General features: G+C 42.9%; 25 protein-coding genes. 3 read left to right on the top strand and 22 right to left on the bottom strand.

Features of this window, described 5'->3' with window-relative positions; genetic code table 11:
• Positions 1 to 142: 142 nt before the first annotated feature.
• The 6 genes from ligA to NFS18_RS12685 are packed head-to-tail and all read right to left on the bottom strand — an operon-like array spanning position 143 to position 6,763.
• Positions 143 to 2,095: an NAD-dependent DNA ligase LigA gene (ligA, locus tag NFS18_RS12710; protein WP_251390686.1), complete on the bottom strand. Its 1,953-nt coding sequence runs from the start codon at positions 2,093 to 2,095 to the stop codon at positions 143 to 145.
• A 3-nt stretch (positions 2,096 to 2,098) separates the two neighbouring features.
• Positions 2,099 to 2,881, bottom strand: a complete 783-nt coding sequence (locus NFS18_RS12705) for a pseudouridine synthase (protein ID WP_251390684.1) — start codon at positions 2,879 to 2,881, stop codon at positions 2,099 to 2,101.
• Positions 2,871 to 4,052 carry a DHHW family protein gene (locus NFS18_RS12700; protein WP_251390682.1) on the bottom strand — a complete coding sequence of 394 codons (1,182 nt, stop codon included), beginning with the start codon at positions 4,050 to 4,052 and terminating at the stop codon, positions 2,871 to 2,873. Before NFS18_RS12700 ends, NFS18_RS12705 begins: the two co-directional genes overlap by 11 nt.
• Before the next feature lie 14 nt (positions 4,053 to 4,066).
• Positions 4,067 to 5,479 carry an MBOAT family O-acyltransferase gene (locus NFS18_RS12695; RefSeq protein ID WP_251390679.1) on the bottom strand — a complete coding sequence of 471 codons (1,413 nt, stop codon included), beginning with the start codon at positions 5,477 to 5,479 and terminating at the stop codon, positions 4,067 to 4,069.
• A 13-nt stretch (positions 5,480 to 5,492) separates the two neighbouring features.
• On the bottom strand, positions 5,493 to 6,023 hold the full coding sequence (locus NFS18_RS12690; protein WP_251390677.1) for a DUF4358 domain-containing protein: 531 nt from the start codon (positions 6,021 to 6,023) through the stop codon (positions 5,493 to 5,495).
• Positions 6,020 to 6,763, bottom strand: coding sequence for a GDSL-type esterase/lipase family protein (locus NFS18_RS12685; protein ID WP_251390675.1), 744 nt, complete (start codon positions 6,761 to 6,763; stop codon positions 6,020 to 6,022). Before NFS18_RS12685 ends, NFS18_RS12690 begins: the two co-directional genes overlap by 4 nt.
• Before the next feature lie 223 nt (positions 6,764 to 6,986).
• Here NFS18_RS12685 and NFS18_RS12680 point away from each other — a divergent pair, with 223 nt between their 5' ends.
• Together NFS18_RS12680 and NFS18_RS12675 are read left to right on the top strand one after the other, a co-directional pair.
• Positions 6,987 to 7,313: a PadR family transcriptional regulator gene (locus tag NFS18_RS12680; RefSeq protein WP_251390673.1), complete on the top strand. Its 327-nt coding sequence runs from the start codon at positions 6,987 to 6,989 to the stop codon at positions 7,311 to 7,313.
• A complete protein-coding gene (locus NFS18_RS12675; protein ID WP_251390671.1) occupies positions 7,310 to 7,801 on the top strand; it encodes a DUF5721 family protein in 492 nt (163 codons plus the stop codon). Before NFS18_RS12680 ends, NFS18_RS12675 begins: the two co-directional genes overlap by 4 nt.
• 68 nt (positions 7,802 to 7,869) lie before the next feature.
• Here the strand turns inward: NFS18_RS12675 and NFS18_RS12670 are convergent, their stop codons facing one another.
• From NFS18_RS12670 to NFS18_RS12635, 8 genes are all read right to left on the bottom strand, one after another.
• The gene (locus NFS18_RS12670) at positions 7,870 to 9,525 is read right to left on the bottom strand and encodes a methyl-accepting chemotaxis protein (RefSeq protein ID WP_251390669.1); all 1,656 of its coding nucleotides are present in this window, start codon (positions 9,523 to 9,525) and stop codon (positions 7,870 to 7,872) included.
• 189 nt (positions 9,526 to 9,714) lie between these two features.
• On the bottom strand, positions 9,715 to 11,124 hold the full coding sequence (locus NFS18_RS12665) for an ABC transporter permease (RefSeq protein ID WP_251390667.1): 1,410 nt from the start codon (positions 11,122 to 11,124) through the stop codon (positions 9,715 to 9,717).
• Positions 11,093 to 12,709 (bottom strand): COG1361 S-layer family protein, encoded by a 1,617-nt coding sequence (locus NFS18_RS12660; protein ID WP_251390664.1) that lies wholly within the window; start codon positions 12,707 to 12,709, stop codon positions 11,093 to 11,095. Before NFS18_RS12660 ends, NFS18_RS12665 begins: the two co-directional genes overlap by 32 nt.
• A 2-nt stretch (positions 12,710 to 12,711) precedes the next feature.
• The gene (locus NFS18_RS12655) at positions 12,712 to 13,494 is read right to left on the bottom strand and encodes an ABC transporter ATP-binding protein (RefSeq protein ID WP_251390662.1); all 783 of its coding nucleotides are present in this window, start codon (positions 13,492 to 13,494) and stop codon (positions 12,712 to 12,714) included.
• A gap of 312 nt (positions 13,495 to 13,806) precedes the next feature.
• Positions 13,807 to 14,718, bottom strand: a complete 912-nt coding sequence (locus NFS18_RS12650; protein ID WP_251390660.1) for an N-acetylmuramoyl-L-alanine amidase — start codon at positions 14,716 to 14,718, stop codon at positions 13,807 to 13,809.
• 92 nt (positions 14,719 to 14,810) lie between these two features.
• The gene (locus tag NFS18_RS12645) at positions 14,811 to 15,146 is read right to left on the bottom strand and encodes a hypothetical protein (protein ID WP_251390658.1); all 336 of its coding nucleotides are present in this window, start codon (positions 15,144 to 15,146) and stop codon (positions 14,811 to 14,813) included.
• A 1-nt stretch (position 15,147) separates the two neighbouring features.
• Positions 15,148 to 15,966 (bottom strand): BRO-N domain-containing protein, encoded by an 819-nt coding sequence (locus NFS18_RS12640; protein ID WP_251390656.1) that lies wholly within the window; start codon positions 15,964 to 15,966, stop codon positions 15,148 to 15,150.
• Between the two features lie 127 nt (positions 15,967 to 16,093).
• On the bottom strand, positions 16,094 to 16,213 hold the full coding sequence (locus NFS18_RS12635; RefSeq protein WP_277613624.1) for a toxin-antitoxin system HicB family antitoxin: 120 nt from the start codon (positions 16,211 to 16,213) through the stop codon (positions 16,094 to 16,096).
• A gap of 199 nt (positions 16,214 to 16,412) precedes the next feature.
• Between NFS18_RS12635 and NFS18_RS12630 the strand changes: the two genes are divergently transcribed.
• The gene (locus NFS18_RS12630; protein ID WP_251390654.1) at positions 16,413 to 16,859 is read left to right on the top strand and encodes a helix-turn-helix domain-containing protein; all 447 of its coding nucleotides are present in this window, start codon (positions 16,413 to 16,415) and stop codon (positions 16,857 to 16,859) included.
• A 219-nt stretch (positions 16,860 to 17,078) separates the two neighbouring features.
• Here NFS18_RS12630 and NFS18_RS12625 read toward each other — a convergent pair whose 3' ends face one another.
• The 8 genes from NFS18_RS12625 to NFS18_RS12590 all read right to left on the bottom strand — a co-directional run bounded on the left by NFS18_RS12625 (position 17,079) and on the right by NFS18_RS12590 (position 25,939).
• The gene (locus NFS18_RS12625; RefSeq protein ID WP_331477690.1) at positions 17,079 to 17,513 is read right to left on the bottom strand and encodes a phage holin family protein; all 435 of its coding nucleotides are present in this window, start codon (positions 17,511 to 17,513) and stop codon (positions 17,079 to 17,081) included.
• Positions 17,514 to 17,518: 5 nt separating this feature from the next.
• Positions 17,519 to 17,632 (bottom strand): CD1375 family protein, encoded by a 114-nt coding sequence (locus NFS18_RS12620; protein WP_251390652.1) that lies wholly within the window; start codon positions 17,630 to 17,632, stop codon positions 17,519 to 17,521.
• A gap of 1 nt (position 17,633) precedes the next feature.
• Positions 17,634 to 18,044: a hypothetical protein gene (locus NFS18_RS12615; RefSeq protein ID WP_251390650.1), complete on the bottom strand. Its 411-nt coding sequence runs from the start codon at positions 18,042 to 18,044 to the stop codon at positions 17,634 to 17,636.
• A 205-nt stretch (positions 18,045 to 18,249) separates the two neighbouring features.
• The gene (locus NFS18_RS12610; RefSeq protein WP_251390648.1) at positions 18,250 to 19,263 is read right to left on the bottom strand and encodes a hypothetical protein; all 1,014 of its coding nucleotides are present in this window, start codon (positions 19,261 to 19,263) and stop codon (positions 18,250 to 18,252) included.
• 1 nt (position 19,264) lies between these two features.
• A complete protein-coding gene (locus NFS18_RS12605) occupies positions 19,265 to 20,302 on the bottom strand; it encodes a siphovirus ReqiPepy6 Gp37-like family protein (RefSeq protein ID WP_251390646.1) in 1,038 nt (345 codons plus the stop codon).
• Positions 20,278 to 21,111, bottom strand: a complete 834-nt coding sequence (locus NFS18_RS12600; protein ID WP_251390644.1) for a hypothetical protein — start codon at positions 21,109 to 21,111, stop codon at positions 20,278 to 20,280. The genes NFS18_RS12605 and NFS18_RS12600 overlap by 25 nt, the downstream gene beginning before the upstream one ends.
• On the bottom strand, positions 21,108 to 25,277 hold the full coding sequence (locus NFS18_RS12595; protein ID WP_251390642.1) for a phage tail tape measure protein: 4,170 nt from the start codon (positions 25,275 to 25,277) through the stop codon (positions 21,108 to 21,110). Before NFS18_RS12595 ends, NFS18_RS12600 begins: the two co-directional genes overlap by 4 nt.
• Before the next feature lie 47 nt (positions 25,278 to 25,324).
• Positions 25,325 to 25,939 carry a bacteriophage Gp15 family protein gene (locus NFS18_RS12590; protein ID WP_251390640.1) on the bottom strand — a complete coding sequence of 205 codons (615 nt, stop codon included), beginning with the start codon at positions 25,937 to 25,939 and terminating at the stop codon, positions 25,325 to 25,327.
• Positions 25,940 to 26,037: the final 98 nt, after the last annotated feature.

Here is a 26,037-nt window from a genome sequence, read left to right as displayed (position 1 = left end):
ATAATTATACCGAAACTCCCCCGCTTAGTAAAGAAATATTAAAGGCTTTCTATTTTCCCATCACACACTTTTACGGAATTTGCAGCAAGTGCAAACTCCTATGCTGAACTATTACTATTTGTTACTGTGCACACGGCATCTTTTATAGCATTTTCAAAAATTCCTCTTCTGATATGATCGGCACTCCTAATTCCCTTGCCTTTTTATTTTTTGATGAAGCAGACTCTACATCGTTATTGATCAGATAGTCTGTCTTAGTAGTCACACTTCCGGTCACCTTGCCTCCTTTGCTTTCAATCAACTCCTTCACTTCCCCGCGATTGGCAAAATGGTTCACACTGCCGGTAATAACGAAATTCTTTCCTTCAAAAATCTGCTCCTCTGCTGTTTCTGCCTCTGGGGGAATCTCCACCTCCTCTAACAGCTTCCTGAACAATTCCTGATGTGTATCTTCTGCAAAATAGTCTACATAAGTCTGTGCAATGATCTCACCCACACCTGAAATTCCGCTCAGATCTTCTACTGTCGCATGTAAGATTTTTTCCACATCATTTCCAAAAGCTTTACAGATTACTTTCGCATTTGCCAGACCGATATTAGCAATTCCCAAGCTATATAAAAGTTTTGGCATTGTGGTCTGTCTCGCCTGCTCGACACTGTTAATCAAATTCACATATGATTTTTCACCAAAACCTTCCATAGTCTTAATTGCCTCTTCATGCTGCTTCAGATGAAAAATGTCCGTGAAATCTTTGATAAATCCCCGGTCTATAAATTTCTCCAGCGTTGCCTCGGAAAGTCCCTCAATATTCAATGCATCCCGGCTCACAAACAAAGCAAAAGATTTCACCTGCTTTGCCTGACACTGAGGATTTGTACAATACAACGTCTTGGTATCATTCTCCATAGAAATCCGGGTCAGTCCGCCGCAGACCGGACAATGCTCCGGTGCACGGCAATTTCCGCTTCTTGTCAGATTTTCTGCAATCTGCGGAATAATCATATTTGCCTTGTAGACCTGAATCGTATCCCCCACACCCAGGTCCAGTTCTTCCATAATGCTGATGTTATGAACACTGGCACGGCTCACAGTTGTTCCTTCCAGTTCCACCGGTTCAAAGATTGCCACCGGATTGATCAGACCTGTCCGTGACGGACTCCACTCAATTTCCTTTAATGTTGTTTCCCGAATCTCATCCGCCCATTTAAAGGCTATGGAATCCCGGGGGAACTTTGCCGTTGTTCCCAATGACTGTCCATATGCAATATCATCATACACAAGCACCAGTCCATCAGACGGAAAGGCATTTTCCGTAATCTTTTTTGAAAACCATTCTACCTCAGACTCAACTGTATCTGCTGTTACCATGTGATGTTCCACGACTTCAAATCCCTGGTCACTTAGCCAGCCAAACTGTTTTGTCCTTGAATTCCCAAAATCCACCCCTTCTGCACGGACAAGAGAAAATGCAAAGAACCGTACATTTCTCTTAGCAGTCACCTCATTGCTCAACTGTCTGACAGAACCGCTGCACAGGTTCCTGGGATTTTTATATTTTGCGTCTACATCTTCGATTTCCGCATTGATCCGTTCAAAATCCTCATAGCCGATCACTGCTTCTCCACGCAAGACCAATTCACCTTTATATGCAATTTGCAGCGGTATATTTTTAAATACTTTTGCATTGTTGGTAATAACCTCGCCTACTTCTCCATTTCCACGGGTAACTGCCTTCTGCAATGTACCTTCCCTGTAAGTCAGCACGATTGTCAGACCATCCAGTTTCCACGAAATGACTGCCTGCTGGTTTCCAAGAAATTCTTTCAGACCAGACACCTCTTTGGTCTTGTCCAGGGAAAGCATCGATCGCTCATGACGTTCTTTTGGTAATTCACTTAACACTTCATATCCCACATTAACAGTCGGACTGGATGCAAGAATTGTTCCCAATTCCTGTTCCAGTCCTTGAAGCTCGTCATATAACTTATCATACTCGTAATTGTTCATTATTTCTGTGTCTTCCTGTTCATAAACACGGCGCGCATGATTCAAAAGCTCTACTAGTTCCAGCATTCGTTTCTTTTTTATGTCCATTCTCTATCTCCCAATTTCTAATTTTCTTCCCCATACGGTATGATTAGATGAGTCCTTAATCTGCTCATACAGACAATCCAACTCGCTGTCGGTCAATTTTCGGTATTCGCCCTCTCTCAGACTCCCCAGTTCAATATTCATGATGCGTATCCGTATCAAATCCTTTACCTGATATCCCAGCGCTTCGCACATTCGCCGGATCTGACGATTCAGTCCCTGTGTCAGTATAATAGAAAAAGTATACTTTCCGATTTTTTCTGCCTGACAGGGTCTTGTCACTGTATCAAGAATCGGAATGCCTTCTGCTATCCGACGCAAAAATTCCGGTGTCACTGCCTTATCCACGGTCACCCTATATTCCTTCTCATGGCAGTTGCCGGCACGCATCATTTTATTAATAATGTCCCCATTATTCGTCATCAAAAGAAGCCCCCGGGAATCTTTGTCCAGCCTTCCTACATAAGTCACCCGGACAGGATAATTCAAAAACCTTACAATGCTGTTTCTCTCCCTGCGTTCCTCCGTGCAGACAATCCCTGCCGGTTTGTTTACTGCAAGAACAACCATTTCATCCTGCTTTGATACCACTTTTTTCCCTACACGAACAACCTGTCCCGGTATCACCTTCATTCCGGTTTCTGCCCGCTTTCCGTCAACAGTCACCCGTCCGCTCTCAATCAGACGGTCCGCCTCCCTCCGGGAGCACACACCCGCCTCGCTCAAATATTTATTCAGACGTACAGCCTCCTGTTTCTCTTTGTACTCCTGTTCAATCTTATTGCCCACTGCTCAACACTCCACTGATATTATTATCCTGAAAAAAAGTATTTCCGCCATACAAAAACAACGTATCTGTAATCCGGTATGTGTCCATAATATCCTTGATAGTTCCGCCGTAATATTTCGGATCTACCACCACGATTTCACGGTAATAGGGTGTCAGGAACGGAATAAAACTATTGGCAAAAGAATCCTTGATCACAAGCAGCCTGTCTGAATTCTCTGAAACAGTCTTAATGTCGATCACTGATGTATCTCCGCCCAAAAACACCTCATACTGATTGGAGTTCTTCAATTTTGAAGAATCATAAAGGGACGCAGTTTTTCTTTGCTCGTCCACATAGTTGACAACTACATCTGTATCCCCTTCAGTCTGGGCATAAATATCAATAACTTCTTTTACATTCTGTTTATATCCGCTTCTAGATGACAGATTCCCATTAAATGTTGCTGTAATGGGATATGTTGCGAACTTACCTGCTGAACTCTTCCGGATTCCCAGTTGATCTGCAGATTCCTCAAATACATAGTATGCTCCCAATGATGTCCAGTGTTTATCTGTCTTATAGTATATCTCTTCATCTGCATGCTTGCTCAGAATGCTCTCCACGTCAATCCAGTTCACACTCTCTTCCAATTCTCGCTTCACCTGTGCGATCATACGCTTCTGATCTGTCACAGAATACAATGCCGGAAGTTCCTCATTCAATATATTTGCCGCATCAGGAACTAACATCATACTGACTGTCATGTTCTTGTGGCTCTTTATAAACTTCTCGATTGCTTCTAAATTTGCCGTCAATGACTCTTGCTCCGGTATCGCAATTGTTTCCAGCAATTGACCGCCTTTTCCCAGCAGCACTCCATTTTCTTCCCGGCTTCCGCCCAGACGGTTTAACGTCAGTCTCAAATTCCGAAGCAGATCCCTTCCTGCAAACTGGTCTTTCAGATAGACCTCATATTTTTCCATATAATCACCTGAAACCAGACTGTCCCAGTAAAATTCCGGTCTTCCGGCAAGCCGCCGGTCTTCATCAGGAGACATTTCTTTATCCGGTGTCAAAATATTGACCGCCATAAGCAGAACAATAACAATACAAAATACAACAGCAAAAATACTCCCTGTCTGTTGTTTCACCCTTCTGTTCCGTCTGCTTCTCTTCCTGTTTTTCTGCATGTCCTCACCTAATATCAAAACTGTATGATCAGCCCGCTTTCACCAGTACCCGTCACCAGAAATGCAAGACTGACAATAAAAATTATCATATATACAACACATGCCGCTATCTTCTTTCCCTGAAGAGACTGAGGTACTTCAATAATGGAATGAAGTACTGCTGTTCCCCTTGATGAAGAGCCGACAATACAAAACACTAGCAATAACCAGTGGCTTATCAGAAAGTACAGTGTCTGCGTATCCGCAATTCCACTCGCTCCTACTCCGAACATGACACCAATGTAATCCAGCGCTAACCCCAAATCTGGGCTGAAAAACCAAGCCCATCCGATAAAAATCACTATAACTGCATAAATATGCTGAACTGCCTTTGGCAGCCTTACAAGCAACTTTCCCCAGACAAACCGCTCTGCCGACAGCAATACGCCGAAATAAATACCCCACCAGAGAAACTGCCATCTGGCACCGTACCAGAATCCGGTCAATATCCCTAAAAGCAATAGATTCCACATCTGACGGAACGAATCTGTCCGGTCACCTCCCAGCGGTTCATACACATAAATGTGGAACCATGACGCCACCGAAATATTCCATCTTTTCCAGAATTCTGTCACACTCCGGGAAATATACGGATAATTGAAGTTTCTGCGAAACTCAAAGCCAAACATCCGTCCAAGACCTGCTGCCATATCTGCAAATCCGCTCAATTCAAAATATAACCGAAAGGCAAATGCCGCGCATCCAATCCATGCCGTCAACATAGAAAAAGTGCCTATCTGCATTCCTGTAATCTGTTCCTGAAAAATTCCCAAGGAATCTGCCAGAACCACTTTCTTTGCCAGCCCGCACACAAACAACATTGCCCCGTTTCCGAACCGCTGCGGAGAAACCATTCTCTTTTCCAGCTGGACGTTCAACTCTGCATAACGCTCCACCGGTCCCGCCGGCAGTGTTGGGAACATTGTAAGGTACAGTGCGAAACTAACAAACCTTTTTTGCGCCCCGGCTTCCCCTCTGTAAATATCAATCAGATAAGAAAGTACCCGCAGCATATAGAAAGAAATCCCCGCCGGCAGCGCAAACTCCCGATAAGGAATCTCCGCTGGTGAAACCGCATTGACACTTTCCATCAGCAGCGCATAATATTTGAAAAACCCCAGAATCAGAAGATTGATAACAATTGCAAATGCCAGGCTTTTCTTTGCTCTTACCGGATTGTCCCGCCGATCCTCGATATCCTGTCCGCAAAAATAATTAAACATCGCAGACAATAACAGAAGAACTACATATATCGGCTCGCCCCATGCATAAAATACAAGGCTGGCTGTCAGAAGCACAGTATTTTTCTTTTTAGGAGACGCCAAAAGATAAACCAATACCGTAACCGGCAAAAAAATAAATATAAATGAAATGTTGCTAAACAGCATAAGTTACCCTTTCTTATAAACTTTCCGTAAATAATTCAGCATATTCCTGCGCATTTTTAGATACAGCAAAAAATACAAAACGCCCTCTCACCAATATCCGTGCCTTATCCAACAGCTTTACCTGCTCCGGAGACACATTTTCTAAACTGTTCTTACGGCTGTTAACACGATCTCTGACGGCATCCTGAATAATATGCACCTGCTGGTCATTTTTTACCTTCACCATCAGAATTTCTTCTACAGAGATGCTGTCCTCCGCCATATACAAAACTGCGCCTTCATAATCTGCACCATTCAGACCATAATGCCTTTTCAGCGCCTGCGCATTTTGCTTAACCAGACTGTCTGTTTGAATACCCGCTTCCACATTTCCCGCTGCCTCTTCAAAAGACTTAGTGCTTCCACTTGAATAAATTAAAAGTAATACTATATAGAGCAGAAGTGCAAAAGCCATAATATATTTATAAATTTCAGCACGGCTTACACTTCTGTTTACTGCCGCCATATCTGTCTGGTCTCTTCTTTTTCTTTGCTTTCTTTTCATAACGAAGCTACCTCCGCCATCCGCTCTGCCCAAACCGGATAAAATCCGGATTTAAAATGAATTCCGTCTTCTTCGTAATATTGTGTGAGCGTAAGTGCAGAATTATCAGTAAATCCAATCTGCATCTTATCACACATTTCCCTAAGCTCCTGATTGTAATCCTCCAGCTTTTTATATTGCTTTTCAACGGATACTGCCGCAGAATTGACGTCCAGCAAAGAATTCACGAAAATTGACGCGTCCGGCAGTGCTTCCCGAATCTCTTCAACCCGTTTTCTGTACTTTTTGATGTATGCTTCTGTATCTCCTTCACTGTCCAGAATGTCATTTGCACAGTATGCCACAAAAACAACCTTAGGGTTAACTTCTTTTAATTTTGCAACCTGTTCTTTCCATTCCATACCCGTTCCGGAAATCACACTGGAAACATTCAGCACATCGTACTCTATAAATCCTTCTGTAACTTCATCGCCAAATACTGCTGTACTGGCAAACCTCTCTTTCAGACTACGTGTTTCTTCTCCCGAGGATTCTTTTTTCTCCAGCTTCTGAATCTTCGTCTCAATTGCAGTTACATTAGAATCTTCCGCCTTATGGATGATCTCGAGTCCTTCAGATGTATCGATCTTCTTCCCTGAGACACCTGTAACGATCTCGCTTCCCACGATCACAGCAAATAATAGCGCCGCTGATGCAAGACAGCCAATCACCACATTTCGTTTTCTTGTATTCTTATTCAAATCTATATACTTACCTTTCAAAATCTTTTATTAACAATCAACTTTATTTTCCCATCGCACATTTTATCACAAATTATTGTTATTCCTATATAATAATACTTTTTTTCATATGAAAAGTCAATGTAAGAGCACACCTTCACTAAGGTAAACATAACGTTTATTGACTTAAATTTCCATTTCTGATATGATCTAATTACAGTAAACGTAATAATGAGGTGAAATTATGAGAGAATGTGGATCTGAAACACTCACAGAAATCACATATTTAGTATTGGCTGCTTTTTGTCAGCCTAACCATGGATACGGCGCACTAAAATTTATTAGTGAAAATACAAATAATCGTGTAATACCAGGCGCAGGCACATTATACGGAGCAATTAATTCTTTAGTAAAAAAAGAATGGATATCTTTATATGAACAGAATGACAGAAAAAAAATATATTTAATTACGGACGAAGGAAGAGAAATACTAAACAAGGAAGTAAATCGATTAAAGGAATGTTATGTTTTGGGTAAGGAAGTTTTAAAATCAGGGGGAGAAGATTTATGATTTCATTAAAGTTAACAAACCGAAAGGTATTCATGAAACACTTGCTGCTTATGGAAACATTTGATCACTTTCTTTTTATTGAAAGTGAGATTACTACATTTAACAAATTCTCCATTAATGGTTATCTCCAGAAAGATTTTTTTGAAGGTGAAGAAAAACCCGCTCTGGAATTTGCTTTCTGGAAACAAGTACGAGAATTCTGCTTTTCCATTATCAAAGGAAAACAGACACCACTGAATTTCAAGATTATATTCAGCCTGTCACCTGAAAATATTGCAAGACTGATTTCACAATGTCAACTGGACTTTCATCCCGAAAATGTACAAGGATTGTATCTCAACATTCGTTTTGACGGAAATGCTTTACAATGTATCACAGGAACCTCCTTGAAGACATTTTCCATGGATAAGTCTCTGGAGCAGGCATGGGATAAGATGGTACAAAGATTTTTTACCCAAAAAGGGATTGATTTTGAGTCATATATATAAAAAAGACTTAACAAATATAAAAAGACTGCCGCACATCATGGGACAGTCTTTTTATATTTGTTTATGTCTTAATTTCCTGATTTTACACGGAATCTCTCGGTCTGCCGCTGCAGTAAACGTACCTGTTCAAAAAGCTCGTTGCTGACAGCTGCTGACTCCTCGCTGCTTGCCGAATTGCTCTGTACCACAGCAGAAATCTGACCGATTCCATCGGTCACCTGGGAAATTGCTTCAGCCTCATGCTCCACAGCTTTCGCAATATCGCCAATAGCGCCTCCTGACTGCATCACAAGCTCCATCGTCTTGTTCAGTGTCTCAGACACCTCTCCCACAATTTTACTTCCCCGTTCCACAGCCTGGATAGAATTCTCAATCAACTCTTTCGTTGCCTTTGCCGCCTGGTCAGACTGGGTAGCCAAACTTCGTACCTCACTGGATACCACCGCAAAACCTTTCCCTGCCGCTCCGGCTCTTGCCGCCTCTACTGCCGCATTCAAAGCTAATATATTAGTTTGGAATGCAATATTCTCAATGGTAGCGATAATCTTTCCAATCTCTTGAGATGATGCAGAAATATCCTGCATAGCTGCTACCATCTCTTCCATCTGCTGACTGCTTAAGGTTACCTGCTCTCCCGTAAGACGCGCCGTTTCCTGACTATTCAAAGCTGCCTTCACATTCTGAGCCGCACTCTTGGAGAGCTCATCCAGAGTTGCATACAACTCTTCTACCGCACTGGCCTGTTCCGTAGCCCCCTGTGCCAACGCCTGTGCACTACTTGAAAGCTGAGCTGCTCCTCCTGACACCTTTTGCTGTGCATTGTTAATATTGGAAATCGCCGAAGACATGGTGTCCGTAAAACTTGCAAGCGCCTGCTCAATAGTGCGGAAATCACCAATGTAAGGTTCAGAAACCTGAACATCAAAATTCCCTGCTGACAACTGTTCCATCATACGGTTAATGTCATTTACATAACCGCCGATCCGTTCCATCGAATGCTCCAGCGTTCCCGCCAGCTCGCCTAGCTCATCCTTCGACTTATAATTAAGCTCAAAATTCAAATGTCCCTCTTGTAAAGGCTTACTCTTCTTCGTAATCATCATCAAAGGCTTTACAATTTTTTTCACCACATAAAGCACCAGACTAATAAGAGCTGTGAGAGAAAGGAGTAATCCTACAATAGTAGAAATGTGCATTCTCACAAGAGTGCTCTCCATCTTCATCTTACTTTCCTCATTCAGAGCTGTTGCCCTTTCTACAACCTCCTCCAAATAACCTACCAGTGTGCTGAGATTACTCTGTATAGTTTCCTGGTAATAATTCTGTGCCTGCTCTGGATTGTTCGTTAACTGACCCAGAACCTCAGTGGCTGATTCATGCAGTTCTTTATGTAATGGCTCCAGCTGTGAACGCAGCGCTAAAATATCTGCATCTTCAGTACCAGCTTCACCATAAAGCCACTGTCCTAAAACACAAGTAGTCGGATCAATGCTTCCTGTAAATTCTGTTCCGGCATACAGCGCATTACTCAGATTACTTGCCCATTTATAATGCGCCGCCTCTGCCTTCTGGGCTTTATCCAGCACAGCATTAGCCTGAACTCCTTCTGTCTGTGTGCGATCCACAGATATAATATTGACGGTCATCATCACACTGAACAGAAATACAGCGACAAGTGCTACTGCCACACGAATTCCAACCATTTTTTTGATACTATTACGCATGACTGTCTACCTACCTTCCTTATTATCATTTGCTTTATAAAAACAGCATATCAAGCCAACAGAAGAAACCCACTAGATTTCTTCTCTCAGCTAATTGTTTTATATAGTTTATCACAAACTTTATTAAACTGCAATGGTGTAGTGACAGCTGTTGACCAGATTATATAAAATTTTTTCATCTCGTTTATTTCATCCATTTCGGATTGCTGCCAACGGACTTAACCTCATCGCCCGAAGCGCCGGAAAATATCCCGCTGCCATACCGACAAAGACAGCAAACAACATCGAAGCTCCTACAAGCCACAGTGGAATATACGAAATATTTCCATCCATTCCTATTGCACTGCCGTTTCCGGTAGCAAAATTGATTGCAAAGGACATCAGTAAGCTCAAAATATTACCAACTGCCCCGCCGATAAATCCAATAAATCCGGCTTCCATCAGAAACATCATTTTGATATTCTTAAGACTGCATCCTAATACTTTAATTACACCGATTTCTTTGGTCCGTTCGTAAATAGACATCATCATCGTATTGGCGATTCCAATTGCCGCTACAAAAAGGGATACAGCGCCGATTCCGCCAAGTACTGCCTGCACCATTGCAAATTGTTTCTGCATGCTCTTCAAATATTCTGCATTGGTACTGACTTTGTAACCCATTGTCTGAATTTCTGCCGCCAGAGATTCTACATTATCAATATCATCCGCCTGCACCATTGCGCTGCTATAGGCGAAAAAACGAAAAGGCTTCCCTGTCTTTGTCGTAGGCTGTCCCGGAATCGCCCGTCCCGCATACTCTTTTTGGAGCATACGTTTCAAAGCATTGATGTCACAGTATACGTTATAATAATTTGCATTGTAAGAATTAATATCGCCTGCTACCAGACCGCTGCCGTGCACGACATATTTCTTCGGCGGTTTCACCTGCTGTGTCTGTCCTTCCTGTCCATTTCCCTGCCCCATACCGGCGCCGTTATTATACAGAGAATCAAAATATGCCGCCTGATCCAGAATCAGGAACATCTGGTCATTCATGTAATCGATATCCGGTATTTGCTGTGTGTCCCAGTATCCTCTATCTGTTCCTTTTTCATAAAACATGGTTCCCACACCATTTCCAAATATCAGCTCCAAATTGGCAGCCCCTTCTTCTGGAAATTTACTGCCCTCCACCAGATTCATATTCTGCCGCTCGATTTCTTCAGGAGTCAAACCTACCAGCTGAATATAGCCATAATATTCTCCTGTTAATATAATAGAACTCATAGTCAAGGTTGGCGTAGCGCTTTTGACATGCCCTACCTCTGACAATTCCTGAATAGCCTCATCGGTAATATATTTGGTTGCCTCACCTTCCGAATCATCTCCCATATAAATCATCTGATTGCCAGCGTCCTTGCCCGTTACAGTAATTGCAGTCATACCGCCGGATTGCTCAATTTCCCGGTACAGCGACTGCTGCATACCAAGTCCCAGAGATATCATCACTACAATAGATGCGGTTCCGACTACCACACCGAGAACAGTCAAAAAAGTACGAAGCTTTCTGCGTCTTAGGTTACCGCTACTCATCCTCAGTAAGTCGATCCACCTCATCTGCCAAGTCCTCCTCTTCTGCCCATGCCTGTTTTTTCTTTTTTCTGCGAATCAAAAAGACCCCCGTTCCAACCGCTGCTATAACAATGACTCCAACTACAACCGGGATTACCGGAAATCCTTTTTCTGCCTCTATCGGCTCACTCACCACATTCATAGCGCTGTCCATTACTGCCGGAAGCACCTCTAGCTCAAACTGTTCTTCTTTTGTAGATACCTTTCCAGACTCATCTTCATAGCTGATTGTCATCTTGCACTTTGTTCCTGCCGGAACTTCACTTTCACCCATGATCATAGCATCGATGGTTCCTGTCGCACCAGAGTCTACATTTCCCACAAAAACGTCTTTCGCACTGATCCCATCTCCTGTGAATTGAATCTTTACATTATAAAGCTTGGTTCTTCCTGTATTATACAGACTGCACGTCAGATTTGCTTCCTCTCCCACCTGAATATTTCCCGGCGCCACTTCGATATCACTAAACTCAAACCGTGCCATCTGCTGTACCGGAACTGCAAGGCTAGAACTTCCCTCAAACTGAGTTGCATTGCTGTCTTCATATTTCATGCTCATAGCAATACTGTACGGCTTCTGTACCAGATCAGCCCTTGCATTCATTTGAATGGAAATATCCCTCGTTTCCCCTGCCGGAATCTGATCCAGATATATAGAGCTGGAACCGGATGCCGGAAGAAATGCCGGAGCTTCTGCTGCTGCCTCTGTTCCGGCTGACGGTGCCTGCAGATCAAAAAGCATATTGGACACTGCGGTTGCAGAAGATGTATTTTTCACATGAACCGTCAGTGTAAAATTACTGCCGGCAGTAACTGCTCCCGGGTTCGTACTAAATCCCGTTACAATCACACGAGGAACAGATTTATTGCCGGAATCTCCGCCGCCGGATACAAATGGATCCGCATTGTAGATACCTTCGCCCATAACCATGCCGCCGCCATCTTCTTCACCCGGCGCTGGTTCCGGGCTTGGTTCCGGATTCTCGGTTTCTTTAGCGGTTGTCATAACATAAACCTTCTTCTTCACCGTATATTCATTCACGTCATCCTGATAAGAAATATTAAAGAGCAGCTTATATGCTTTAGACTCTGCATCACCGCGCACTGTCCAAACCCACTTTACCTCTGCAAAAGAGCCTTCTGCCCCTGCTCCCGTAATTTCTCCTATCATTTGCTCCTCATTCAAATTCTTAAGTTCAAAAGGCCAGTCACCTGCATTGTCGATAATCGGACTAATACGGATATTTTTCGCCGGCATATTACCCTGATTTGTTAGTTTTAATTCAAGTGTAACCTCTTCACCTGCTTTATACTGCGGAACTGTCTGACCATCTCCTACTGACAGACGGATATTCGGTATTATCTTCCCGTCACTGCCTGCCGGCGGTGTCTGCACACCATTTTCTATATTATTGTTCTCTTCATCCACTGCAGCTCCACCGTCTTCCTGGACTAGCGGCTCCTGCCCTTCCTCTTCTGCATATACACTGACAGCCGGTATCGCCGGAAGCATTGCCGCCGACAATACCATTGCAAGAATTGCATGAATGATTCGTTTCCTCTGTTTCATAGTTACTGTTCCTCTCTTTCCTTGGTCTTTTTTACGCTGCTTACTGTTTTTGCGTCTTCCGTTTCCTGCTTGCCGCTCTGTATTTTCAACATTTTCTTGCGGTTATCCTCCACTTTTACAATTTCTCCGTCAATAATGTGAAATACCCTGTCTGCATATGCAGCCAGATGATCATCATGAGTTACCATCACAAGTGTACGCTTCTGCTCCTTTACAACCTTCTGCATCAGCTCCATTACTTCTTCAGAAGTATGGGAGTCCAAATTACCGGTAGGCTCATCGGCAAAGATGATCTTCGGTTCCATTACAAGTGCCCTTGCTACACCGACACGCTGCTGCTGTCCCCCTGACATCTGATTAGGCATATGCCTTTTATGTTTTTTCAAATTTACCAAATCCAGCATTTTATCTGCCTTCTTTAAACGGCTCGCCTTTCCTTCTCCCCGAAAGCTTAAAGGCAGCGCTACATTTTCCAGTGCGTTCATCGTTCCGATCAAATGGAAGGACTGAAAAATAAATCCTACATTCTCCCGGCGGAACCTGACCAAACCATCCTCATTTAACTGCTCCATATGCCGGCCGCTGATGATAACCTCCCCCTTCGTCGGTTTTTCTAAGCCTGCCAGCATATTTAAAAGGGTAGATTTGCCTGAACCAGATGTGCCAACGATTGCGCAAAACTCCCCTTTATATATCTCAAAATTCACCCCGTTTAAAGCACGGACACTAGAATCTCCTACACGATACAACTTGTAAAGATTCTTTACCTCTATGACTTTCTCCACGTCACACGCTCCCTTCTTGCTACAACACACAAGTATGTATTCCAAGCATACTTACATGTGCCATATACAGACTACATTCGTAAACCCTTTCACAAATTTTCCCGTCTGTAGTTTCTGATATGTTCTTATCATACATAAAAATATGAAATATTTCTATCATAAATTGATTAAGTTTTCCTTAAGATTTAAAACGTATTTATGCGCTTTATGCGAATTTTTGTTGTAAATGTGTTGTAAATAGATAGATTCTAATATACCGAAATGATACAATATCCCCTCCCCGGAACCGGACTGGCTCCGGGGAATTTTTTATTACTTTGCAGACACACACTTTCCAGAAAATGCATGGATGATCAATGTCCGTCCATCTGATTCTTCACGGATATAGAACTTCTGCTTCATGTTATGCAGATCTGTGTACAGTTTCAGATTGTTCTTTCCACCGTTACCATTGCTCTCCACAGACAAATACAGTCCTGGGGTTGCCACACACTCAAGCATTGTATAACGTGCATTTTTATATATCTTGTTAATAAGTTTCCATTCCTGATATTCTCCGCAGTCAAACCCACGGAAATCTACATTGGCATCCGCTTTATTCGCCGCTGCTGTAAGAAGATATCCATTCGCTTTGTCCCGGATTCTATAAATCCCATCTTCTGAATCAACAGCTTCAAATTTCAGGCGCATAAAATCGGCACCGCTGTTTTCCCGGATAGTTGCGTTTATGATCTGATTCCTGCCATCTCCCATATAATATTTAATCCTTTCAATAAAATGACGCTTTGTCGCAGCATCCCCACCGTGTATCTCAACAGAACGATGTGGACAGGACGTTCCATATACCTCTTTATGGAGCCGTATTGTACTTGTATTCGGCTCAATTCCATACTGCCTGCATTTCTGTGCCGCCAGCTTCAATGCGTTCTCTTCGTTCTGTTTAAATACTTCTAAATCCCCCATACTCTGGCAGATTTCTATGGAATAATAATTTGTATTCCCGTCTGTCTGTCCGCAGTGCCAAGCACAATAAGCATCGTCCTCAGCGTATAAGATGCCATCACTCGCAACATATGCATGCGCAAATCCGTTTTCTAGCGGATGTGTTGGAAGCCAGTTTCTATAAAATGCTGCATCTGCATTTTGACTTCCTGCATCATTGTGAATAAAGATCCCTTTCGGGTTTCTTCCCCTAAATCCTGCTGCTCCATTACATATACTCATATTCTTCTCCTTCCCTCCGGTATTTGCACCGGTGCAAAAATTTATTGTATAAAAAGAACACCTACCATTTCTGATAGATGTTCTGATTATCGTTATGCTGTTTTAAGCCATCTTCTTTTTTCGTACAATTTTTTTCTAATACGAATGATCTCGTTTAAAAATATAAAAAATCTCATTCCCATTTTCATAGATTCATCAGTTACCTTGCTTCTAGCCTGATTATCTAATTCCAAATATAATAATGTCAATTCCTTCAATCTCTCAAAATTCGGATTGCCTTCGTTTAATACAAGCCAATCCCTCTGATGTAAATAAAAAATATTCACATTTTCCGCCTTACAATACTTTAAAATGTATAAGGGAATATCTTCTTTGGAACAAGACGCAATACCATATTCTGCATTGATTATTTTTATTGACGCTCCCATCTTACGCCACCTCCTGATACACAACTTTGCATTTGTTGATATTACCATTCGATAGCCAATACTCAATCATAGTAGGATAACCATTCTCTTCAAGCCATTCCTTTGCTTTCTGTAATACAGAATCCTTATACTGTACTGTGACACCATCATGCCCATTTCTACTATAAGCAGTTTTTACAATCTCTTCTGTAAAAATATCCAGCTTCTGAATGATTGCACTTACGGCTTTATCATGCGGTCTTCCACTCTCAGAGAAAATACCGAGTTCTTTTGCCATCGTAGTGCAATCCCACAAGGCTGGAACATCCGAAAGCACTGGTACTTTCACTGGATAACCATTATCAGAATAAATACGGACAATCTCTGCTGCTATGTACTTGGAATCTACCCCTGCATCATGAAGAGCCCCTTTAATGTTCTTTACCATTTGATTTACTGATGGAAGTTTTTCTTTCCTATCTTCTTTCTTCTTTGGCATCTCATAAGAACCAGTCTTGCGGAGTGTTGGAAGAACTTCATCTGTAACCCAGTCTGTAAATTTCTCTGCATTTGGTTTTCGACTCTTGAATACCAATTTATAAACACCACTTTCTGTAAGGAAATTTTCTCCTGCATTATTCAATTTTCGGATGTTACTATTAGTCACATCCGAATTTTTAACCTTTATAACCTGCTTCCCATTCATACGTGTTATAGCTTTTCGTACAGCTTCATTTCCTAATTCTAAACACGCTCCTACATGATAAGGGTTGAATAAAACCTCTCCTTCTAATTCAAATGCTTCAACCTCTTGTCCTTCAAAAACCATTACTTTATTCATTGTAAATCATTCCCTTTCTATAAAATTTGACTTTTTTTAGGAAATAAGCTACAATACACTTAGAAATCAAGTGTATATAACTTATTTCCAGCAGTTGAGTAAACACGAACTTTGGTCGGTTGGGTGTTTACTCTTTTTCTTTTTCTAATTCTTTTTGAATGAGTTTCGTAATATATTCTTTAATAGGCACTCCTTTCTTTGCTGCCGCCATTTTCACTTGCTTATGAAACTCATCATTTACTTTAATAGCAATAGATTTCAGAATTTCTTCCTCCTTTCACTTTCTCATATTTGACTCCTTTCCAAATCAGATATCTCATTTATGAGATAACAATACTTTATCAGTTTCATAGTGTCTTGTCAACTCAAAAATGAGATATTTCAAAAGCAATATTTGTATTTTTGAGATTTTTATATTATACTTATTTTGAAAGGAGGTTTTCGCTATGTCCCAAAAGCATTTATCTGATTTTGATGAGGCATTGTGCCGTCGTCTATATCAAAGTAGAAAAGAGGCAAATCTCAGTCTTAAAGATTTAGAAGACCTTACTGGGATAAGTCGTTCTACGCTGCAACGTTATGAGTCTGGTGTTTCCACCAAGATAACAAGCTCTAAGTTGCAAATTATAGCTAAAGCTCTAAACGTAACTCCAGCTTACTTAATGGGATGGGAAAGTAAAGAACTTCCTCTTAAATCTTACAGTTCTTTACTCCCCCTTTTAGACGAATTAGACTGTACTTTGCAATATAACGAAGAAACAGAACAATTTTCTTTAATTTATAATGATTTTCCAGTTCCTATTACCCCTGAACAAATTAATGAACTAAAAAATTTAATGCTTTCTTTTTTAGATTATCAGTTGTACACCTTTTTAAATCCCACCACCGAGTAATCGGTGGTTTTCTTTATTATAATCACTAATCTTCAATCTTTCAACCATCATATCTATAAATAGATTTACACTTATAAGCACCACTTATATTTTCATTTATAAACTCCTATATAAATTATCATAAGTCTGCATAACTTGATATGAAAAATATCCCAATTTTAATATATTAAAAATTGTTATAAGTCTCACCCTACCTATGGAATTGAAAAGAGGACGATGTTACTCGCCCTCTGAATCATCTTTGTTTTCCTCTTTATCTTCTTCCCGTAACTGTAATAACACATCCCTCAGCCTGTCCGGTATCGGGATAAACTCCGCTGCGTTCTCCAAAAGACTAAGCGCTTCATTTGCGATATAAAACATGATGACAATCTCCCTGAGCGGTACAGTCCCTCCAAGAAGCTCCTGGATCTGATACGCTACCGCTATCACGATGACCATAACGATCTTCTTTAGCAGTCCCCTGAACCCGGCTTCTGAAGACAACTTTCGTTTATATACCGCCTTAATGACTCCTGTGATATAATCAGTGATCATCAAAAACAGGATTGTCTTAAGCAGTACATCCCATCCGCCAAGCCAGTATGTAAAGAATCCGCCTACCACCCCTACGATAATGCTAAACTGGTTAAATACCTTGTCCATTTTCTTCATATACCTCACTTTCCTTTCCCTTTTGCAAGCTCCGCTTCAACCTTCGCTTTCCAGAGCTTCGGCACATCATCAATAGTGATTGTTCCGTCTTTGATTTTAGCAACGTAAAAAGCTACCATCTTACTCACCTCCGATCATTCCGGCAAGCTCCATAATCGCCCCGTCCTGGACGCTTTGCCCCGAGTTCGTTTCTGTCTGCTGCTGTTGTAATCCCTCCTGCTGTCTCTGCAGTTCTTCAATGGCAAGTTCCATCTCCGTTTTCTGCCGGATTGCAAATGTTGCGTGAATCTTTCCATCAGAAGCAATATCAACCGCCTGAAACAACGGAAACTCCAGCTTCATGTTCTCATACTCACCAGTTACATCTCCATCTGACGAAAAATTAACCTTGTCCAGATTACCAGCCGCCAGCAGTGCATCTGCAATACCTCCCAACGCTTTCCAGCCGCTGGCAACTGCCGTGATTGAATTCAGTCCGGCGCCTTCCTTAATTGATATTTCTGTGTTGTCGTTTAAAATCATTTTTTCCATTTTGTTTTTCTCCTTTTTTATAAAATCATATTTAAAAACACCTGATTACAGATACCTTTTATGATACATTTTTGTTTTCTAAATTCCGCTTTAAACTCCAAACCGTATGTGTTTTCCAATGGATGGTCTAAAAGCCTTAGAATCCGGAAAAGTATGTTCTGTCTAATTCAAGAATAGATTGTGCAATGGTTTATATCGGAAGGCTTTAAATCTTTATTAAATATATTCTTGTTGACCAGTTCCCTGAGTAGCCCCAATTTAAACAAACAGTTATTTTATTTCCGGTTGACGCCAGTTTAATCAACTTTACCCCGAAATATCCGCTGGGCGCATTTATTAGTTGTGCGGATATCGCCACATAACCAGTAGGCGGTGTATATTCTGCATAGCTTTCTTGCCCATCATTTATGTATTTCAATTCTGCGTTCACAAAAGTATGCTTATTAGCTAAAGCGGAGTTTAGTGTATTATACTTAGTCAGCAAATCATTAATCTTGCCCAACAAAGTCTTTCCCATGCGCCCGTCTAACACCGTATTCGCTGCCGTTGTTGTTCCATTGTTTACCACCGTTGAATACGCCCCGGATTTCAAATCTGCAAAAAATTTCATTATTTTTCCCAGTGACACCGACAGCTTTTCTCCTGATGTCAGCTGGTTTCTCGCCGTTGCCTGTGTAAAAGTATTGGTAACATTACTTGCGTTTCCGGTTTTATCCAGCTTATCTGCCAGCATACGCCCAACTGTGAACATCTTATCCACTCCGGCTACGCTAAGCCCGGTCAGGCGCACCCTCCACAATGGATAATCCCTCTGCACATCACCGTTATACAGATCCCCCTGTACTGTTGCCGGGTCTTTTGCTGTTGCCCCCGGAGTTCCCTGTACAACGACCAGACGGAAATCATCTGCGCCGGCTGTACCGCCGCTGATGAATCTTGCAACAATAAGGTCGTTCCTGTTCTGGCCGGACACACCGTTTGCGATCGTCATATCCTCGTAATCATATTTTACAATTCTGCCAACATGACCGCCAACTATAAGCATACCGTCACCGATACGGACGTTATTATTACTTGTTACAGATGCCGGAAACTGGCTCCCGACAGGGAGAACACAGTCGCCGCCGATAACCGCCCCGTATAATGTCGCGTCATCTTCCGCCAGGATATGCGCTTCTTCATCGACAGGCGTGTTCACCGTTAATGCCTTAAATCCCATTTCATTCCTCTCCTTTCAGTTTATATTCCACAGATACGTTTCCTTTCTCTACCCGCAGAATCTTATTTACAACAGGCTTCTGCAGCGACATCCCTGTAATCCTGTCACGACCGCCGACAATATCACCGATGTCTATATCCACATCCCTGATGAAAACGTCCATCTGTTTATAATTCATCAGCTCTTTTAAACGTTCCTCTCCGTCTTTTTTCAGCTGCTCCGCATCATCTACAGAAGTATAAGAGTAAAGCGCCTCCCGTTCTTCCAGCCCCGTGTAATACTGCTTCTCACCTATGCTGCCATCCTTTTGTACATACAAATGCAAAACAAGACGTTCTTCCCCTTCCCCTGATCCGGCACACACAAGGTGGTTGATCCCACGGCGGTATTCTTTTGTTGTAAAATTCAGCTTTCCGTCCTGGCTGCACTCCAGTTCATCAGACCAGTCCGTTACCCGTACGGCGCTTATGTTCACGGCGCCGCCGGGAATTCCCGGTTCGCCCTGTATGTACCGTATTTTTAACGCTGCCCCCACCGATGCAAGCATTTTCTCCAGACCGGACAGCACTGTACAGAACCGGTCAAACTTATAATTCCTGACCTGGATCCCGCTCTCCCCGGTTTCTGCATAAAAAAGAGAACCGAACCGGCTCCCTATGATGTCCCGTATGATCTTGTTTGCGTCCCCTGACACCGTGAGATGTGTCTGTCCCTCCGGCGGATGGATCAGCTTCTTTGCCAGAAGCCCCCTCCATGTATCGCCGCGCCATATGATCGTATCACTCGCTGTCTCCGTGCTGCGCTCTTCCAAAAGACCACCGTACTCTGTTCCCGGGATATAAAGCCTGTGTCCGTAGTTATATGCCCCACCATTCCACATCCCAGCCCCCATCTGTATTTCAAAATCATTGGTATCGCCAAGGTCCATATCAATGCTGCAGTCTTTCACATAACCGACTTCTATGCCATCCGGTTTGGATACTGTGAATTTCAGTGTCTTTGGAGGCTGTAACCCTATCCTGCTGCCCGGCTTCCCCATTTAGGCTCACTCCTTTCTTCATATAAGGTCAGGTCAAAATCAAACCGTCCGCTCCATCCGATCAGCTGCCTGCCCGGATGCACCGGTTCAAATACAGAATGGATGAACGACCTGTTGTGAAACGCGTTGACCCGTTCGCCGAATGCCGTCACTTTTACAACCGTTTCTGCTGCTGAATCAATCTCAAGGTATTCCCCCTCTGTCAGAATGATATTAACAAGATATGGGTGCCCTCCGATGTAAACCAGCGGATCCGTAATCGGACCATATACAACCATCTTAAAATTACAGTCCGTATAATGCTCGTTTATGACTGCGGTATTCATAAGACCGTTTGCGTACCTGTAAGCGTAACGGTACGCATATCTTTTGTTATTCGTCTGGGTCACGTCTTTTGTCTTAAAAGAATAAGCGTGTTCCTTAATCCAGAAGGGGTAGTCTGTTGTGATTGTTATTTCATTATCTAACAGCTCGATATCATTCTCCCAATCTGTTTTAGAAGATGCGGTAATATAACACTGCAGGTACATATCCCCTATGTACAATTTTCCATATTTTTGTTGCAGCACATCTTGTTCTGTTACTTCTGAAAAATGATTGATAGCATCATAATATGATTCCTTTCCGTAATTCAAAATGCTTAACAAGGCGGGTTTATCCTCTATTTCTTTTGAAAATGCACCAATTTTTTTCTCTTTTATATCATACGCCCATTTATAATCAAAGAATTCCCCTGTCTGGAGCATATAGGGTGGTGATAACAGATTCAATCTTTCACCCATGCTATTCTCGTAAAAAATATCCATCATACTTTACCCACCCCCTTTACTAATCTCCCAAACTCTCTTTCCCTGACTTTGAATGCCATACCTTCCATACTATCTGATACTGTTTTCCCTGCTGTCGAACCGAATATTTTTGCCAGCTTTATGATATCCTCATCTGAAAGATGCATCATATTGTCTATTTCCGAATGATTCAATATGCTCGCATTCGATTCCAATGCAAAGGATTTTGTCACCCTCCCGGTATTGACCGCCATAGCCTCCCGCATCCGCAATGAGATATCCGTCATATCCAATGAAGACACAGCTGTATCCGCAAGACTTTTGGATGCTTTTTGAACAACCTTTGTCTCATCCTCTATTCCAAGTGCAAGACCTTCGCCAAAAAACTTGCCGACTTCCCTCGTCTTTCTTGATGGGGAATGCTCATCCAATGCCCTCTTTGCCGCATTGTAAGCAGCATTTGCCAGATTCCATCCGGCATTTGACGCATTTGAAAGCCAGCTGCTAATACCATTCACAAAACCGGCGCCAAAGTTTGATCCGGCACGGTATCCATCCAGATAAGACGCGCCAGCATCTGCGGAATCCGCAAGCATCCTGCCGTTTGACTCAGATTCCCCATACGCACTTCCTACACCGGAAGCATACTGCGACCCCTGTGCATATCCTGTACCCGCAGTATTCGCAGATCCCATCCCGGAATCCGCCACTTCGGATAAGAACCTTGCTGTCGAATCAATGACACCGCTGTTGCTCCCAAGACCGGAATTATACTCCCCCGACTTCCGGGACCCTGTCCCGCCCGTATTCGCAGATCCGAGATATCTATCCGAAGAATCTGCTATATTTTTTGATGTGGCGTCAATATTGCCTTTATTGCTTCCAACCCCGGCATTATATTCACTGCCCTTTCTCGTACCGGTCCCTCTGGTGTCTGCGCTTCCTAACTTCTGGTTAGAAGAATCAGCAATGTCCTTGGAAGTTTTATCAATGTTTCCTTTTTGGCTTTTTACACCGTTATCATATTCCGATGCCTTTTTTGACCCCGTCCCTTTGGTGTCTGCGCTTCCTAACTTCTGGTTAGAAGAATCAGCAATGTCTTTGGAAGTTTTGTCTATATTATTTTTATTACTTCCGATACCTGCATTGTACTCACTCGCCTTTTTCGTTCCAGTTGCTAACGTATCAGCCGAGCCAAGTTGAGTGTTCATCGTTTCGGATATCTCTGCAGACGTAGAAGAGACTTCACCTTTTTTTTCACGAAGCCCGGAAATAAAACTTTCCATCCCTGCCCGTGCTTCAACACTTAAAGTTCCACTTATTTCTGCTTCTTCCATTGCGGATACGAGCAGTTCTGCTCCATCCTTGCCAGCCGATGCAAGCACCTGCTCCATTTCTTCCGCACCGGATCCAACTTGATTCAACGCAATGCCAAGAGATTCTATCAGGGATGATTTTGTCTGATCCTGCAATTGATACAGCCCATCTTTCTCACCCTGTAAAATGTTTACCAACTGATCCGCTACTTCACCCGCCTGCTTAACTGCTGCCTCCGAACCGGCTTGCAAAGTTGTATCTATGCCGCTCTGAATCTTTGCAAGAGCTGAATTAATCTGATCTGTACTTCCGCTCATTACGGCTTCTGTAAGCATTCCGTAATCAGAAATCACTTTCTGATTATCTTGCATAGCTGCATTTGCACTGTCAAATTCTGCCTGAAGCGCTTCTAATTCTCCAGCGGAAGACTTCAATTGATTTTTCAATTCTTTATATCTTTCGGAATGATATTCTACTGCGTCCCCGGTAAGAGTATGCCCAACAGTTACATTTTCTGCTTCTACAGCAAGCTCAGCTTCTAACTCAGCAAGCTCAGCTTTTTTTTCATTTAGCTTTCCATATGTATCAGCTAATACAGAAGCTTTGTCCGCCTGTTCCTTCATTGCGGCTGCATAATCCGATTCCATTACATCAAGTACAGCCTGCGCTTTTTTTGCGGTAATTACATCGTATATAGACGTTTCCAGTTCCTGATAGTTTGTTACTACACCATCTACAAGACCTATTTCAATACCAAGTGCATTAGCAAGTTCCCCCGTAATGTACTTTGCCCTTGCTTCATAGCCGTCTTTTACTTTCCCATTTGCGTCTACAATCCTTGACAACTCCGACCACAAAGCCTGGGCGCTATCTATCTCAGTTGTAGCTGCCGCTAGATTCTTCTGCCTTGCTTCTGCTTCTTGCTCTATGCTTTCAATTGTTTCTTTCGATGCACTGATACGCTCTTTTTGTTTATCAGTCAACCTCTCAGTAGACTCTGCCTCTTTATCCGTCATTAGCACAGACATCCCAAGCGCAGCAGCCAACGACCCAATCAATGTGATCAGCAGACCTATCGGGTTTGCATTCATGACGCCATTCAGCAGACTCTGGGTCTTTGCCCAAAGACCCGTAAGGGCCGTTGTAATCGTAATCTGACCGTTATACACCCCCATGATCATCTGGCGCATTGTCAAGCCGCCGTTCGATGCAACCAGCTGCAAGGTATTCGCTTTCTCCATAGCAATAAGGGCTGCTGTAGCGGCTGCATTTGCTTTTGTCGTAGCAGATACCGCTTTCATTGTAATGTCATAAGCTTTAAAGGCTGCTTTTCCGGAAACCATAACCGGAATAATGACATTCATGTTATCCGCAAGGAGGTCAACCGCTTTTACCAATGGCGGCAACGCAACTTTTGCAAGCTCTCCGACAACACTGATCGCATTGTCGAATGTATTTACAAAAGTCTTTCCCGCGCTTTTCAATCCCCCAGAATTCAATGATTTTGATATCGCCTTTATCGCAGTATCTACCGGCTTTTGCATCTTTGACGGCAGCAACTTCGCAAGCCCTCCGGTGATCGCTTCAGCTACGTCTCCAGCCGCATGAAACAGCCTCCCCTTATTTCTGATAATCCCAGAAGCAAAAGACTCTATAAAATCAACTGCGGCATCTACCATATCTGGTGCATGCTCCGCAACCTCAACTGCCAGATTCGCGAACTCATCACCGGCTGCGCTGACAGCCTCATCAATACCTCCACTTTCCAGCGCGTCTGTGATACGATCCACACTTTCCGTTGCCGCAACCGCGGCGTCTTTCATGCTGTCAGCTATATTCTCGTAAACCGCAACTCCAAAACCTTCCAATCCGGACTTTAAAATGGTGAGCTTACCTGAAAGATTATCCTGCATGGTCTCAGCCATATCAGCAGCAGCCCCGTCACATTCGTATATAGAGTCCCGTAACTTCTCAAAATCTCCGTCAGAAGCATTTACAATAGCAAGAAGACCGGACATTGCTTCTTGTCCACCAATCGTAGCTGCCATCTGCGCTTTCTCCGCATCTGTAAGATTAGCGAATCCACCACGTAGGTCCAGCATGATATCATTCAGCGACCGCATGGATCCGTCACTATTTGTAACGGATATCCCCAGATCATCCATTGCCGCCTGCACTTCATTTGTAGGGTCAGAAAGCCTTGTAAAGATACTACGCAAGGATGTACCTGCTTGTCCGGCTTTGATTCCGGAATTTGCCATCAGCCCGATTGCAACTGCGCAGTCTTCCGCACTGAATCCCAAAGCCCCAGCAACAGGGGCGACATATTTGAATGTCTCGCCCATCATACCTACATTAGTATTGGCATTAGACGAAGCAGCCGCGAGAACATCCGCAAAATGCGTGGAATCCTTTGCGGACAGCCCGAATGCCGTCAACGCGTCTGTTACGATATCACTTGTCACGGCAAGATTTTCACCGGATGCCGCCGCAAGGTTCATGACTCCCTCTATACCATCCAGCATATCAGAAGTCTTCCAGCCAGCCATTGCCATATACCCAAAAGCCTCGGCTGATTCTGATGCGGAGAATTTTGTCTTTTTTCCCATCTCCTTTGCCTTATCCGTGAGAGCTTCCAGATCTTTTCCTGTCGCTCCGGATATAGCAGCTACATTCGACATAGAATACTCAAAAACAGAACCTGCTTTAACAGCCGCAGCAGCTACGCCACCAAGTGCCGCCCCCACCCCTGCAATTGTAGTTGTGGCAACTTTCAGCCCTTTTGCCGCTATGCCACCTATCTTTGACAGACCTTTTTCTATCCCGGAAGAATCTAAATCTGTTTCAATTGTAACTTTTCCATCTGCCATCACCATCACCTGCCTTATAAAACAATGCAAAATAGGCTTGGATGCTTTTAATCACCTTCCAGTAACCTGCTTACATCCCCACCATTCAACAATGCCTCTTCAATCTGTCTTATCTTCTCGCTCTTTTCCGGTTTTCTATCCAGGCTGTAGTATCTCTGCATCGCTTTGTAAAAATCTTTTTCCTTTTTGGAAAGCTCATCATTTCCTGTATCAATGGTCCGGTATTCCATCACCTTCTGCAATCTTGTACCCGTTCCAAGATTCTCCAACAGGATCATAAACTTCCACCAATGCATATTGACTTCCTGTAGGTCAATCCCATACTGCTGCATGAAACCGGCATAAATCAACTCCGCGTCCTCTTCAAAGTCAAACGGCTGATTGTTATTGATCCCGGCGATCTTTCTCGGGAACCGCTTTTTTTCTTTCCCTTTCCCACAGGAAAAGAACCAGAACATTTGATCGATATGCTTTTCTGTTATAACGAACTCCTTTGATTGGTAAAACATCTGGACCATTTTCACAAGTTCGTCCGGTGATATTACTTCCTTCACACCTTGTATCTCAAAACAACGCAAAACGGTGCGGAAATCCGAATTTATCAGATATTCCGCACCGTCTACCAATACCGTTTCCGGAAAATGGTTCGTTAAAATACTCATAGCCCCGCCATCGGCATTTTCCCGATATTTCTGATACCGTCCATAACCTTTTCATATTCCTGGTTCTGATGTATCTGTTCAGTTACGAGCTGCTCATA

It is taken from the genome of Mediterraneibacter agrestimuris (genome assembly GCF_943193195.1).
GTDB lineage: Bacteria > Bacillota > Clostridia > Lachnospirales > Lachnospiraceae > Schaedlerella > Schaedlerella agrestimuris.
This window is presented reverse-complemented; position numbering and strand designations above follow the sequence as displayed.

Bases quoted from the DNA above. Each gene is read 5' to 3' on its own strand.
- NFS18_RS12590 (WP_251390640.1), bottom strand. From the start codon at position 25,939: ATGAGTATTTTAACGAACCATTTTCCGGAAACGGTATTGGTAGACGGT.
- NFS18_RS12650 (WP_251390660.1), bottom strand. From the start codon at position 14,718: ATGAGTATATGTAATGGAGCAGCAGGATTTAGGGGAAGAAACCCGAAA.
- NFS18_RS12695 (WP_251390679.1), bottom strand. From the start codon at position 5,479: ATGCTGTTTAGCAACATTTCATTTATATTTATTTTTTTGCCGGTTACG.
- NFS18_RS12665 (WP_251390667.1), bottom strand. From the start codon at position 11,124: ATGAGGTGGATCGACTTACTGAGGATGAGTAGCGGTAACCTAAGACGC.
- NFS18_RS12640 (WP_251390656.1), bottom strand. From the start codon at position 15,966: ATGAATAAAGTAATGGTTTTTGAAGGACAAGAGGTTGAAGCATTTGAA.
- NFS18_RS12610 (WP_251390648.1), bottom strand. From the start codon at position 19,263: ATGGGATTTAAGGCATTAACGGTGAACACGCCTGTCGATGAAGAAGCG.
- NFS18_RS12675 (WP_251390671.1), top strand. From the start codon at position 7,310: ATGATTTCATTAAAGTTAACAAACCGAAAGGTATTCATGAAACACTTG.
- NFS18_RS12605 (WP_251390646.1), bottom strand. From the start codon at position 20,302: ATGGGGAAGCCGGGCAGCAGGATAGGGTTACAGCCTCCAAAGACACTG.
- NFS18_RS12660 (WP_251390664.1), bottom strand. From the start codon at position 12,709: ATGAAACAGAGGAAACGAATCATTCATGCAATTCTTGCAATGGTATTG.
- NFS18_RS12700 (WP_251390682.1), bottom strand. From the start codon at position 4,052: ATGCAGAAAAACAGGAAGAGAAGCAGACGGAACAGAAGGGTGAAACAA.
- NFS18_RS12630 (WP_251390654.1), top strand. From the start codon at position 16,413: ATGTCCCAAAAGCATTTATCTGATTTTGATGAGGCATTGTGCCGTCGT.
- NFS18_RS12690 (WP_251390677.1), bottom strand. From the start codon at position 6,023: ATGAAAAGAAAGCAAAGAAAAAGAAGAGACCAGACAGATATGGCGGCA.
- NFS18_RS12600 (WP_251390644.1), bottom strand. From the start codon at position 21,111: ATGATGGATATTTTTTACGAGAATAGCATGGGTGAAAGATTGAATCTG.
- NFS18_RS12645 (WP_251390658.1), bottom strand. From the start codon at position 15,146: ATGGGAGCGTCAATAAAAATAATCAATGCAGAATATGGTATTGCGTCT.
- ligA (WP_251390686.1), bottom strand. From the start codon at position 2,095: ATGGACATAAAAAAGAAACGAATGCTGGAACTAGTAGAGCTTTTGAAT.
- NFS18_RS12615 (WP_251390650.1), bottom strand. From the start codon at position 18,044: ATGGAAAAAATGATTTTAAACGACAACACAGAAATATCAATTAAGGAA.
- NFS18_RS12620 (WP_251390652.1), bottom strand. From the start codon at position 17,632: ATGGTAGCTTTTTACGTTGCTAAAATCAAAGACGGAACAATCACTATT.
- NFS18_RS12680 (WP_251390673.1), top strand. From the start codon at position 6,987: ATGAGAGAATGTGGATCTGAAACACTCACAGAAATCACATATTTAGTA.
- NFS18_RS12595 (WP_251390642.1), bottom strand. From the start codon at position 25,277: ATGGCAGATGGAAAAGTTACAATTGAAACAGATTTAGATTCTTCCGGG.
- NFS18_RS12625 (WP_331477690.1), bottom strand. From the start codon at position 17,513: ATGAAGAAAATGGACAAGGTATTTAACCAGTTTAGCATTATCGTAGGG.
- NFS18_RS12670 (WP_251390669.1), bottom strand. From the start codon at position 9,525: ATGCGTAATAGTATCAAAAAAATGGTTGGAATTCGTGTGGCAGTAGCA.